This is a genomic window from Planktothricoides sp. SR001, from assembly GCF_001276715.1.
Lineage (GTDB): Bacteria > Cyanobacteriota > Cyanobacteriia > Cyanobacteriales > Laspinemataceae > Planktothricoides > Planktothricoides raciborskii.
In genome coordinates this window covers 20,681-32,625 of the sequence record NZ_LIUQ01000009.1, presented here as the reverse complement: position 1 = coordinate 32,625, position 11,945 = coordinate 20,681, and the positions used below count along the sequence as shown (strand labels likewise).

The window sequence follows — 11,945 nt, the reverse complement described above, 5'->3', positions numbered from 1 at the left end:
GGGGAATCAAAGTGAGTAAATCCACCCTAAAAAAAGTGGTAAAAGAATTCGGCATGACCAGGAAAAGAATGATCATAGGTCTCAACAGGCCACTCTTTGAGTGGGAATATGAGCTGAAGCTAGAAAAATTATCAGTCTTAAAAAACCTTGATGAAAAAGGCGACATAGACTTAAGGTATTTAGATGAAGTTGGCTTTAGCCTGACTCCTGTTATCCCTTATGGATGGCAATTGCCGGGGGAAACAATTACTTTGAAAAGTTCAAGCAGCCCCCGATTGAATGTGGTAGGTTGGCTGAACAGAAAAAATGAATTGTTTTCTAAAATTTATCATAATACGCTGACAAGTGACGGGTTAATAAAGGTTTTAGATGATTTTTGCCAAACCTTAACTAAAAAAACCGTAGTGGTGATAGACCAACCAGGCTTCAATCCATACAAGTAAAGCCGCGATCGACAAAATAGAATCATGGCAGGTCGCTGGGCTGGAAATATTTTGGCTACCCCCTGATTCACCCCAGCTAAATTTGATTGAGATTTTGTGGAAATTTATGTATGAAATATGAATGGATTCAAGTAGATGCTTATAAGGACTGGTCAAGCCTAGTAACATCTGTGAGAAAAATTCTCCTGGGGATTGGAACTGAATATGCAATTAATTTTACAGATGCACTTATCTGCGATCGGTTGACCGTCACTATCCGGATAAATAATTTCTGGCTCGGTTTCGGGCAATGAAAGTTGAGCGATCATATTAAGTTTCCTCAAAACCTCTGGACTATTTTAACCAGAACAGCACTGACGCGATCGGGTCACACCCGTCGTTTGCTATCATGCCATTGAGATTGCTCAGTATCAGGAGAACAAATAGTGAAACTGAAAAATTTACTGATTGGTGCCGGAGTCGCTGCGGTTGGCGGCATTGGTGTTAAGCTGGCCACGGATTATTTACGCAACCGAGGCAAAGAACAAACCCCCGAAGGAAACTTAGAAGACGAAGCGGCTGTTGAGGAAACCGTTGCCGCAAAAATGGCCTCTTTCTCAGCGCCACCGGAACAGACCATTCAATATGTCAATGTAGAACCGAGTTCAGTTCAGGGTTTTCTTGATGCCAGTTTTGGGTCTCCCGGTCGTTACGTCCCCAATCGTCCACCGAAAGTTTTTGATTATCAAGATACTCAATATATGGTGATTTGGGCTGACGATAACCAGAAAGGGAAAAAACAAATGTTGGCTTTCAAATATACCGATGGTGCTCGGAAAATGGTTGCCAGCGTTGGCTATACAGCGGATGGGACTGATTACAATATCTCTCTAGAAGGAACACCAATGGCGGTGGAAGTGGAGACCACGGGTCAGCAAATTACGTCCGGTCAAGGACAAACTGATGGCACTAATGAGGTCGATTTTGTGCTCGCTGGTGCCTAAGTGAGGTGCCTAAGTTGATTTTGTTTTAGCTTAACTTACCCTCCCATAAGGGGGGGCTTGCCTCAAGGAGGCGCTGGCATCCCCAAGCATTTCTGTCACAAGTTTTGGGGGTCTGGGGTGTGCAGATGAGAGGATAAATTTTATCTTTTAATTTTCTCGCCTGTTTCGCTTTTGATTCCCCGGCACAAGATGGCCAGCACAAGATGGCGGTATTTTCGGTGAATTTAATCAAAACTTTCTTTACTTATTCTCTTAAAAGTCTAGATTTGAGTTCACATTTCTTGTGTCTGAGGCACCCTACAAAAATTTCTCACAAAAGCTTATTCTAGTTAATAGATTTTATCGTTACACTTGGAACACTTGGAGTATTTATGGTTGCAACTCAAGTTTCTGCCCGCGAATTTTTCCGTGCTGCTTATGAAAATCGTTACACCTGGGATGCGGATTTTCCCGGCTATACCGCTGATGTCACTTATGAGCATGAGGGTCAGGTGATTCAGGGCCGGGTGAAGGTGGGGCCGGATATGAAGGCGGAAGTTATGGATGTTGCTGATGAGGCGGCGCAAAAGGCGATTCATGGGCAACTTTGGGAAACGGCGATCCACCGTGTGCGTCGCGATTTTGAAGCGGTGCATGGGGAAAATACTTTTAGCTATGGGGAAACCGATGAAACGGGGGCAGTGGAAATTATTATCGGCGGTAAGGGGGAAGGCGATCGCTACCAACTCCGCAATAATGAGGTCTGCATGGTGCATCGCCACATCCACGGGGTTGTGGTGACGATCTACACCCAAAGCAGCCACCAAACCCCAGAGGGCTACCTTTCCCACTGTTATGATTCTGTCTATCACGACCCCAAAACTGGGGAGCAAAAGGGGGAAAAGAGCAATTTTGAAGACCACTATACCCAGGTGGGCAAGTATCAAATTCTGAGCGATCGCCTGATTCACAACCCGGAAAGCGATCGCCGCGATCGGTTCACCTTTTCTAACATCCAACTGTTGGGCTAGGCTGAAATCCCGATGAGCCGAGCATTTCTATTTTTTGATAGAATTTGATGTTATGGGACAGGCATTATGTCTGTCCTTTTTTTGTCTTTCACCTAGATGGGCAAGCTGCCGGTTATACGGTGGAAAATCGGGTGGAAGTGGGTTTATTGAGGGGGATAATTCATGGAGTTTCTGCTCCGTTCAATTTGTTTATTTGCCTCAAATTTTTGCTTTTTTGCCAATGTCATCACTTTGTTAGCTATTTTTTTCACTTGCCTTTTGAATATCGCCTTTTGACTATCGCCTTTTGAATATAAAACTTGCCCAGTATTGCCTCCAGGGTTAAATTTTTTCATCTTCTTCTACATAGGGCTTGTTCATTTTCAGTCAAATCGCATCGCCGAATTTCTGACGAGCAAACTTAGTTGTTTGCCAACCATGACTCTGGCTTGTGCCAACATCTGAGTTTTCTGATGAGTTTTCTTATTTTCCTGAGTATTTTTTTCTAGACATCATCATTATGTTACAAAATGTAAAGGAATGCGGAAATCCCCCTAAATATCGGTGAAACTAATTCTATAAGGAAAAATTTTTTTGGGTATTTCCCCATTACTTGATGACTTTATTATAACAATTCTCACCGTCTAAACATTCAGGGGGAGGAAGTGAGATGTTGCATCATTTAATCAGTTCAACGTCGCCATTGCTGGACTTTGCCCGTTTCGCCCAAGTCACCAAAAATCTCTATTTAAAGGGTGGTGTCTTGCTGGGAACTATGCTGGTCGGATTATGCGCGACACAAGTGCTGGCATTGTCGAACGTGGTCGATGTGACTCCAGAAGCAATTCTGCATCGAACTACGGAAAATATCGCACAGACAATTCATTTATCAAATCCTGCATCGATTAAACCAGAAAAATTGCTCGACAAGAGCGATGATTCCTTGCCCGATGGCGTTTATCTTTATGGTGAATCCTCGGAATTAGATCAAATTGGTCAAGCTTATATGGTGTTTGAGTCTCGTGGGGGCAAGATTATTGGTGCATTGTATATGCCACATTCCGAGTTTGATTGTTTTTACGGCACTCGTCAGGGAAATCAGTTAGCTTTAACTGTAGTCAATAGTTATGATGGCATGACTCATACTTTTGCTTTGGGAATTGTGGAAGATTACCCAGTGGCGTCAGCCAGCGATCGCCAACCTCCGGGAAATGGCGAGACAAAGTTCTCTTTAGAAGGATTTCAGGCGATCGCCAACCTCAGCGACTTGGATCGGCGTCTTTTAGCTACCTGCAAGGACAACTATCAAGAACAAATTTGGTAAATTTGGTACATTTGGTTATTGGTTATTCGTGATTTTGAGCCAGATAATTCAAATAACTTGCCAACAAATAACTTGCCAACAAACAACTTGCCAACAACCAACAAACAGGGAACAGGGAACAGGGAACAGGGAACAGGGAACAGAAAAGAGGTGAATTATGAAAACTCTCTCTTCTATGCATCTTTCTTCTCTCTTCTCTCTCCTCTCTCCTCCGTTCCCCGTTCCCTGATAACTGTTCCCCTTTCTCCAACCAACAACCAACTTGCCAACAATCAACAAACAACTATCAATACTCAATTCCTGGTTGCGCTTTCACCCCTTGCTCCCGGAACGGATGCTTAACCAGGGTCATTTCCGTGACTAAATCAGCCCGTTCAATTAAAGGGGCTGGGGCGCCTCTGCCGGTGAGAATGACATGGGAATCAGCGGGTTTTTGGGCTAAACCAGCAAGGACTTGCTCTACAGATAAATAACCCAGCTTGAGGGCAATATTAATTTCATCAAGGAGAACCAGCTTAATTTCTGGGTTGGTAATTAAGCTTTTGGCTTTTTGCCAAGCTTCTTGGGCTTTTTGGGTGTCGCGATCGCGGTCTTGGGTATCCCAGGTAAAACCTTCCCCCATCGCATAAAATTCTAATTGAGACTCCCACTGACTGAGGACGGCTTTTTCTGCCGGTTCCCAGGCACCTTTGATAAATTGGACAATCGCCACTCGATAACCATGACCAAGCGATCGCACCACCATTCCCAATGCTGCGGTCGTTTTTCCCTTGCCATTGCCTGTATGAACAATAATCAGTCCTTTTTCTGGAATGGCTTTTGCCAGCCGTTCCGCTTGGATAGCTTGACGCCGTTGCATCTTCTGCTTGTACTGTTCGGCATTTAAGGCGCGATCGATGCTTGAATCGATGTTGTTGGAATCGATGTTTGAATCTATTTCCCCGTTGCCTTGTGTTTCTTGAATTCGGGTGTTTTTTTCCATTTTTTGCTTACCATACAACGCTTCTAGCTTACATCGAAGGTAACCTAACGCGATTCTATCACTCCGATATGCAATCGCCAACTTGCAATAAAATTGCAGACAAAACCATGAGAGATTGTGAAAATGAGATAAGACTAACTCACCGCCAGGGACTGGTAGGCTGTGGTTTCCTGAAGTAATGGACTCTAAATCTAGAGTCGCCAGTTCTCATCAGGCATTTTCCGCCACTAATTAATTTTATTTTAAAATTAAGTTAAAATTAGATTAACTTAACCGAAAAACGTCCAACAAAGCAAAACATAAATGCTTAGGACAAAAGATCCTGATAGGTGAGTTGAATTACCGAGAGATCCAAAAGGAGAAAACAAGATAAAACCATAAATGAATGTTGCCAAACTAGGAAATATTTATCCGGATACATGATTTGTAAATAGAGGAGAACCTAATGCCAAACAGCAAAGATGATTTTCTGTATCCTCGGAGTCGTTACTACGGGGATTTTAAACCGGAAAATGTGGTTTTTAATTCAAATTTGCAGGAATTTGCCCAGAAAGTAAACTATATTTGTAACTTAGAAACCGGAGGCAAACTCAGTCCGCAAGAAGCTTATGAAGAAATTAAATCTCTTTGGCATGAGTTAAAACAATCGAAAAAAAATCTAGGGATTGGCAAACCTAATCCCAGTGATGAAGAGTCGGAAGAAGACGAATAGCTGAGATGAATTTTTCAATTAATCACTGATACTTTAAAATAATCAGGAGGTCAGTATCAAAAAAATATAAGGTAATATGTTGTCAGTTGAAGAAGCTGAGTCAATCATTTTCAACCTGGTCAAGCCGTTAGATGACCAGCAGGACGTAGAACGTTTAGACTTGTTATCGGCATCTGGACGAGTGTTAGCGGCGCCGGTGGTGGGGTCAAGAGATTTTCCCCACTGGGATAATTCGGCAATGGATGGGTATGCCGTTCGTTATGCAGATGTGAGCAACTCTAGTCCAGAAACTCCCACCCTGTTAACCGTGGTTGAAGAAATTCCCGCTGGTAAACCGCCACAGGTAGAAATTAAGCCTGGACTGGCTGCCCGGATTTTAACCGGGTCAATGATGCCCCCTGGGGCGGATACGGTGGTGATGCAAGAAGAAACCCGACGCCAAGGCACAGCGGTGGAAATTTTGGCCGCCCCACGAGAAATCGGGGAGTTTGTTCGGTATGGAGGGTCTTTTTATCGGGCGGGAAACCCCCTGCTGCCCGCTGGAATTGCGATCGCCCCCCCGGATATTGCCGTTTTAGCCACGGCGCAATGTGTCCAAGTCCCGGTCTATCGCCGTCCCAAGGTGGCTATTCTCTCCACAGGCGACGAGTTAGTTGCCCCCGGAGAATCCCTGAAACCAGGACAATTGGTGGATTCTAATCAGTATGCTTTGACCGCAGCAGCGATCGCCGCAGGGTGTGAGGCTGTCCCGTTGGGCATTGTCCCGGACGATCCGGGCAAGCTGAAACAGGCGATCGCCCAAGCCTTGTCCCTGGCGGATTTTGTCCTTTCCACTGGCGGAGTTTCTGTCGGTGACTATGACTATGTAGAACAAATCCTCACGGAATTAGGCGGTCAAATTCATATTAAATCTGTGGCGATTAAACCAGGAAAACCTTTAACCGTCGCTACATTTCCCCCGTCCACAACCCTGGGAGATTCTGCCAGCAACTTATCCAGAAACTTATCCAGAAACTTATTATATTTCGGCTTACCAGGAAATCCGGTTTCCGCATTAGTGACATTTTGGCGCTTTGTCCAACCAGCCCTGGGCAAACTCTCTGGATTACGCGATCGCTGTTTACCAGAATTTATCCTCGCCAAAACTCAGCAAGACTTACGGGCTGGAGGTCAGCGAGAAACCTATCTTTGGGGTCAGATCCAATCCGTTGATTCTGAATATCAATTTAAATTAGCCGGTGGTAGTCATAGTTCGGGAAATCTGATCAATTTAGCTCAAACAAATGGGTTAGCGATCGTGCCTGTGGGTAAAAAATTAATTCCTGCTGGTGAAATGGTTCAGGTTATGTGGGTGAAATAAGGAATATTTGTTGATTGTTGTTTGTTGATTGTTGGGTAGGGGTTCTTTGTTTGTTGGTTGTTTTTGCCCTTCGGCTTCGACTGGGCTCAGGGCAAGATTGTTGTTTGTTGGTTGTTGGTTGACATTTAATCAGCAACTAACAACCAACAATAAATATCATCTAAATATATTAATATATTTAGATGATATTTATTGTTTATTTTGGTATAAATAGCCAGATTAATAATAGCATTAAAAATTCATCAATATCATTTTAATTAGAGATATAATTAATTTTATTCATAAATAATAATAAATGTTTTTGACTGAATTTTTAAGCGTTGATGAAAAGTTAATGAAAAAAAGGCGATGGAATCAGATAGGATAGTGAATATAGGCGATTTGAGCAGAGAAATAAAATTTCCATGACTTCAGTTATTCCCGAAACTCCCAAGCATAAAAAAGCGAAAGCCCTGCGACCCGGTGCGCGGCGTCCCGCCAAGGAACTTTGTAGCGAATGTGGGCTGTGTGATACTTATTACATCCATTACGTCAAAGAAGCTTGTGCTTTTCTGAACCAGCAGATGTCAGAATTGGAACAGGCTGCCCACGGGCGCGATCGCAACTTAGATAACCCCGATGAACTGTACTTTGGCGTGCATCAACAGATGATGGCCGCCAAGAAAAAAGACCCGATCCCCGGCGCCCAATGGACTGGGATCGTCAGTAGCATTGCCTGTGAAATGCTCGATCGCGGTCTAGTAGAAGGGGTGGTCTGCGTGCAGAACACCAAAGAAGACCGTTTTCAACCCATGCCCGTGGTAGCGAGAACCAAAGAAGAAGTGCTGGCGGCCAGAGTGAATAAACCCACCCTTTCCCCCAACTTATCGGTGCTCGAACAAGTGGAAAAATCAGGCATGAAACGGTTACTGGTGATTGGGGTAGGTTGTCAAATTCAAGCCTTGCGAGCGGTAGAAAAACAACTCGGTTTAGAAAAACTCTATGTTTTAGGCACCCCCTGCGTCGATAACGTCAGCCGCGCTGGGTTACAAACCTTCTTGGAAACCACCAGCAAGTCACCGGATACAGTGGTTCATTATGAATTTATGCAGGATTTCCGGGTTCACTTCAAACATGAAGATGGTTCCGTGGAATTGGTGCCGTTTTTTGGCCTGAACACCAAGAAACTGAAAGATATTTTTGCCCCTTCTTGTATGAGTTGCTTTGACTATACCAATGGCTTGGCGGATTTGGTGGTGGGTTATATGGGGGCACCGTTTGGTTGGCAGTGGATTGTGGTTCGCAACCAAATCGGCCAAGAAATGTTGGATTTGGTGCAGGATCAACTGGATACTCAGCCGGTGATGTCCCAAGGCAACCGCAAACCCGCCGTACAACAAAGTATTCCCGCTTACGATCAGGCGGTGACTTTACCAATGTGGGCAGCGAAACTTATGGGGGTGGCGATCGAAAGAATTGGCCCGAAAGGTTTAGAATATGCCCGCTTTTCCATTGATTCTCACTTTACCCGCAATTATCTTTATGTGAAACGGAATCATCCAGAAAAATTAGCGGATCATGTGCCGGAATTCGCCAAGCGAATTGTGAGTCAGTATAAACTACCGGAATAAACTCGGATTTCCTCCTTGGTTTGATGGTGGTTGTGCGATCGCTGGTTGGTTAGTAGGGGCATGCATCAGCATTCGCCCCTATACTATTGAGAAAAATATTGGGAAAATATTGGGAAAATATTGGGAAAAATGCCGGTAATCTGGTAACGAGTTTACTCTGCAGCGATCTCAGATGAAAAAAAAACAAGATTTACCAGCGATCGGTTGGCGAGAATGGCTGTCTCTGCCAGAGTTGGGAATTGTGGCAGTGAAGGCCAAAATTGATACCGGGGCTAGATCCTCGGCGATTCATGCGTTTGATCTCCAGACTTTCTCCTCAGAAGATAAATATAAGGTGCGCTTTAAAGTGCATCCTTATCAGCGGAATCCCCACACGACTGTGATTAGTGAAGCGGAAATTTTAGAGGAACGAGAAGTCCGCAATTCTGGAGGGCATACTGAGTTAAGATTAACGATTGTCACATTGGTAGTTCTTGGCGGTTCTGAATGGCCGATTGAACTGACGTTAACTAATCGGGATGTGATGGGCTTCAGGATGCTGCTGGGACGTCAGGCAGTCCGCGATCGCTTCTTGGTTAATCCTGGGAAATCATACTTACTTAGCCGCAATCTTTCTCCCACCGGAAAAAAACAAGTTAAACGAATCATTGTATGAAAATTGCCATCTTATCTCAAGATAGTACGCTTTATTCTACTTCTAGATTGAAGGAAGCCGGTGAGCAACGGGGTTATGAAATGAAAGTAATCAATTACCTTCGTTGTTACATGAATATCACCTCCCATCGACCGATTTTAGTGTATCAAGGCAAACAATTAGAAGACTTTGACGCGGTGATTCCCCGAATTGGTGCATCGAAAACCTTTTATGGCACCGCAGTGGTGCGGCAGTTTGAAATGATGGGCGTATTTTCTACCAATAGTTCCCAGGCAATTTCTCGTTCTCGGGATAAGTTGCGTTGCTTGCAACTACTAGCCAGAGAAGGAATTGGTTTGCCGGTGACGGGATTTGCCAATTCTACCCAAGATATTGATGGGTTAATCGATATGGTAGGCGGAGCCCCTTTGGTGATTAAATTATTAGAAGGAACTCAGGGCATTGGCGTGGTGCTGGCGGAAACTCACCAGGCCGCCAAGTCGGTGATTGAAGCGTTTCGCGGTTTAGATGCCAACATTTTAGTCCAGGAGTTTATTAAAGAAGCAGGTGGTGCAGATATCCGGTGTTTTGTGGTCGGGGAAAAAGTGATTGCGGCGATGAAACGCCAAGGGGCTCAGGGGGAATTTCGCTCTAATCTTCACCGAGGGGGAACCGCAGAGAAAATTAAGTTAACTCCAGAGGAACGTTCCACCGCAATTCGGGCGGTGAAAACGATGGGGTTGAAAGTAGCCGGGGTGGATATGTTACGTTCTAATCATGGCCCGGTGGTGATGGAAGTGAATTCTTCCCCCGGTCTGGAAGGAATTGAGACGGCAACCGGAGTCGATGTCGCGGGTAAGATTATTGAGTTTATTGAGAAAAATGCGGTGAAGGGGAAGATGCGCGATCGGATGCAGTATTAAATTTTTTGTTTCTTGCCGATGAAGCCGATGAAATTGTTAGATGGATTTGTTGCGGAGTGAATTGGTAAACATCAGGGATAAAGCATCAGGGTGACAAAAGATGACAAATCATCATTCTGTCATGTCATCATGCTGTCATGGTTTAATCATAGAACCAAAATTAAAATTCCCTGTCAAAATAGTTGTTAGGCTTAAACTAATTCAGGAGGGGATTGCTAATATTTTAGCTCGGTCAGCCTCAGCCTAATAGCGCCTGGGAATCAATATCAGATCCGTCTGTCAAGATCCGTCTGTCAAAGAATTTGATCGGGCGATCGCGCTACATTTCTCGTCAGCTTAATATTTCGGAGATCACGTGCAGTAGCGGGGGTTTTTTGAATGGATGCTCAAGAACTGTTAAAAGCATACGCAGCAGGAGAAAGAGATTTTTGTGGGATTGATCTCAAAGGGGCTAACCTCAAAGGAGTTGATTTAAATGGTGTTGACCTGAGTGGTGCTGACCTCAGTGGAGCGAACTTGAGTGGGTCTAACTTGAGTGAAACCGAACTCCGCAGCACCAACTTTACCGGGGCGGATCTCAGTGATGTGGACTTATATGATGCCAGACTCAACGGTGCGAGACTGAATTTAGCCAATCTCAAATTAGCCAATCTCAGCAGTGCCAATTTACAAAAAGCCTGCTTGAGTCATGCAGACCTAAGAGATAGTAAACTCTTTGGAGCTTATTTAAGTTATGCAGACTTAAGCTATGCGGATCTCCGGCGGGCCGACTTATTTCGGGCTTATCTCTTTCGGGCTTATTTATACTGTGCGGATTTAAATGGGGCGCACTTAATTGGGGCCGACTTAATTAGAGCAAATTTAACCGGGGCTGATTTAAGTAAAGCTCATTTAAAAGATGCCAAATTAGAATTCGCCAACCTCGCGGGAGTGAATCTGACTGAAGCGGATCTGACCCGCGCCAAAATGAGTGAAGCGCAACTTTATAATGCGGACTTAACCGGGGCAAATTTAGAATACGTTGAATTAATTAATGCCCAATTATTTTCTAGCAAAATGGTCGGGGTGAATTTAATTGAAGCCGACCTCAGAGGAGCAAAATTAAGTGAGGCAAATCTCAGCAAAGCTAATCTCACTGGCGCGGATTTATACTCGACCAATATGACTCGTGCAGACTTAACTGGAGCCAATTTGACTAGAGCCCATTTAAGTCTGGCTAATTGGAGTGAAGCAAATCTGAATCATGCCAATCTCACGGATGCTAAATTAACGGAAATTATCGGCAATGCTGGGTCGGGACATAATACCAATTCTTTGGAAAGCAATTTGCAAAAATCCACTGAATTAGTCATCCCTCATTCAATTTGTTTAAAAAATAAAAAATTTGTCCTACTTGGTCGCCATCATAATGCGGATGTGCGGTTTATTTCCCCGATGGTTTCTCGACGGCACGCGATTATTGAAACGGACGATCAAGGATGTTACATTTTAAAAGATCAAAATAGTACCAATGGTGTATTTGTCAATCGACAAAGAGTGAAAGAACCTGTGGTTTTAACCGATGGTTCAACGATTCAAATCGGTATTTTTACTTTGCTGTTAGTGGGTGATCAGTTAAGATTGCCATCTTTCGGCAATTATGAAAAGTCCCGTCAGGAGAACCCCATAGAAAATCTGGCGACAAAAAAGTTGGCCAATTTAAGTGGAGCAAATTTATATGGAGCAACGCTGACAGGGGTTCATTTAGAAAAATTTAACCTCAGTGGTGCGATTATGCCCGATGGCACGATTTATGAATGATTTGTTAGTTGTTATTTGTTGTTAGTTGTTGGTTGTTTGTTGTTTGTCAAACGTCAACAACTAAAGGATCCCTACCCAGAGAATCCCTACCCAAAGAATCCCTACCCACCAACAAAAGAATCCCTACCCACCAACAACTAACAACCAAAGAATCCCTACCCAACACCTAATAACTAACAACTAAT

At 44.0% G+C, this 11,945-nt stretch carries 13 protein-coding genes; 11 read left to right on the top strand and 2 right to left on the bottom strand.

Annotated features, from left to right (window positions below; translation table 11 throughout):
- The 4 genes from AM228_RS07585 to AM228_RS07570 all read left to right on the top strand — a co-directional run.
- A partial coding sequence (locus tag AM228_RS07585; protein WP_231636690.1) for a transposase occupies positions 1-443 on the top strand: 443 nt, incomplete at its 5' end.
- Positions 430-564, top strand: coding sequence for a transposase (locus AM228_RS36685; RefSeq protein WP_082348798.1), 135 nt, complete (start codon positions 430-432; stop codon positions 562-564). The genes AM228_RS07585 and AM228_RS36685, both read left to right, overlap by 14 nt.
- Before the next feature lie 304 nt (positions 565-868).
- Entirely contained in the window at positions 869-1,426 is a 558-nt protein-coding gene (locus AM228_RS07575; RefSeq protein ID WP_313890604.1) for a hypothetical protein, read from the top strand.
- Between the two features lie 371 nt (positions 1,427-1,797).
- A complete protein-coding gene (locus tag AM228_RS07570; protein WP_054465527.1) occupies positions 1,798-2,436 on the top strand; it encodes a DUF3386 domain-containing protein in 639 nt (212 codons plus the stop codon).
- A 143-nt stretch (positions 2,437-2,579) separates the two neighbouring features.
- Here the strand turns inward: AM228_RS07570 and AM228_RS07565 are convergent, their stop codons facing one another.
- Complete coding sequence (locus AM228_RS07565; RefSeq protein ID WP_054465526.1) at positions 2,580-2,771, bottom strand: hypothetical protein; 192 nt, start codon at positions 2,769-2,771, stop codon at positions 2,580-2,582.
- A 314-nt stretch (positions 2,772-3,085) separates the two neighbouring features.
- Here AM228_RS07565 and AM228_RS07560 point away from each other — a divergent pair, with 314 nt between their 5' ends.
- On the top strand, positions 3,086-3,739 hold the full coding sequence (locus AM228_RS07560) for a hypothetical protein (RefSeq protein ID WP_054465525.1): 654 nt from the start codon (positions 3,086-3,088) through the stop codon (positions 3,737-3,739).
- A 286-nt stretch (positions 3,740-4,025) separates the two neighbouring features.
- On the opposite strand, the gene cobO is transcribed toward AM228_RS07560, so the two are convergent.
- Positions 4,026-4,721: a cob(I)yrinic acid a,c-diamide adenosyltransferase gene (cobO, locus tag AM228_RS07555; RefSeq protein ID WP_082348789.1), complete on the bottom strand. Its 696-nt coding sequence runs from the start codon at positions 4,719-4,721 to the stop codon at positions 4,026-4,028.
- Between the two features lie 445 nt (positions 4,722-5,166).
- On the opposite strand from cobO, the gene AM228_RS07550 reads away from it, so the two are divergent.
- From AM228_RS07550 to AM228_RS07525, 6 genes are all read left to right on the top strand, one after another.
- Complete coding sequence (locus AM228_RS07550) at positions 5,167-5,433, top strand: hypothetical protein (RefSeq protein WP_054465524.1); 267 nt, start codon at positions 5,167-5,169, stop codon at positions 5,431-5,433.
- A 76-nt stretch (positions 5,434-5,509) separates the two neighbouring features.
- A complete protein-coding gene (glp, locus tag AM228_RS07545) occupies positions 5,510-6,793 on the top strand; it encodes a gephyrin-like molybdotransferase Glp (protein WP_054465523.1) in 1,284 nt (427 codons plus the stop codon).
- A gap of 404 nt (positions 6,794-7,197) precedes the next feature.
- The gene (locus AM228_RS07540) at positions 7,198-8,403 is read left to right on the top strand and encodes a Coenzyme F420 hydrogenase/dehydrogenase, beta subunit C-terminal domain (protein ID WP_054465522.1); all 1,206 of its coding nucleotides are present in this window, start codon (positions 7,198-7,200) and stop codon (positions 8,401-8,403) included.
- A gap of 172 nt (positions 8,404-8,575) precedes the next feature.
- Positions 8,576-9,058: a RimK/LysX family protein gene (locus AM228_RS07535; RefSeq protein ID WP_054465521.1), complete on the top strand. Its 483-nt coding sequence runs from the start codon at positions 8,576-8,578 to the stop codon at positions 9,056-9,058.
- On the top strand, positions 9,055-9,960 hold the full coding sequence (gene rimK, locus AM228_RS07530; protein ID WP_054465520.1) for a 30S ribosomal protein S6--L-glutamate ligase: 906 nt from the start codon (positions 9,055-9,057) through the stop codon (positions 9,958-9,960). The genes AM228_RS07535 and rimK overlap by 4 nt, the downstream gene beginning before the upstream one ends.
- 378 nt (positions 9,961-10,338) lie before the next feature.
- Positions 10,339-11,760, top strand: coding sequence for a pentapeptide repeat-containing protein (locus AM228_RS07525; protein WP_054465519.1), 1,422 nt, complete (start codon positions 10,339-10,341; stop codon positions 11,758-11,760).
- Positions 11,761-11,945: the final 185 nt, after the last annotated feature.

Bases quoted from the DNA above. Each gene is read 5' to 3' on its own strand.
- AM228_RS07525 (WP_054465519.1), top strand. From the start codon at position 10,339: ATGGATGCTCAAGAACTGTTAAAAGCATACGCAGCAGGAGAAAGAGAT.
- AM228_RS07535 (WP_054465521.1), top strand. From the start codon at position 8,576: ATGAAAAAAAAACAAGATTTACCAGCGATCGGTTGGCGAGAATGGCTG.
- rimK (WP_054465520.1), top strand. From the start codon at position 9,055: ATGAAAATTGCCATCTTATCTCAAGATAGTACGCTTTATTCTACTTCT.
- AM228_RS07540 (WP_054465522.1), top strand. From the start codon at position 7,198: ATGACTTCAGTTATTCCCGAAACTCCCAAGCATAAAAAAGCGAAAGCC.
- AM228_RS07570 (WP_054465527.1), top strand. From the start codon at position 1,798: ATGGTTGCAACTCAAGTTTCTGCCCGCGAATTTTTCCGTGCTGCTTAT.
- AM228_RS07560 (WP_054465525.1), top strand. From the start codon at position 3,086: ATGTTGCATCATTTAATCAGTTCAACGTCGCCATTGCTGGACTTTGCC.
- cobO (WP_082348789.1), bottom strand. From the start codon at position 4,721: ATGGAAAAAAACACCCGAATTCAAGAAACACAAGGCAACGGGGAAATA.
- AM228_RS07550 (WP_054465524.1), top strand. From the start codon at position 5,167: ATGCCAAACAGCAAAGATGATTTTCTGTATCCTCGGAGTCGTTACTAC.
- AM228_RS07565 (WP_054465526.1), bottom strand. From the start codon at position 2,771: ATGAAAAAATTTAACCCTGGAGGCAATACTGGGCAAGTTTTATATTCA.
- glp (WP_054465523.1), top strand. From the start codon at position 5,510: ATGTTGTCAGTTGAAGAAGCTGAGTCAATCATTTTCAACCTGGTCAAG.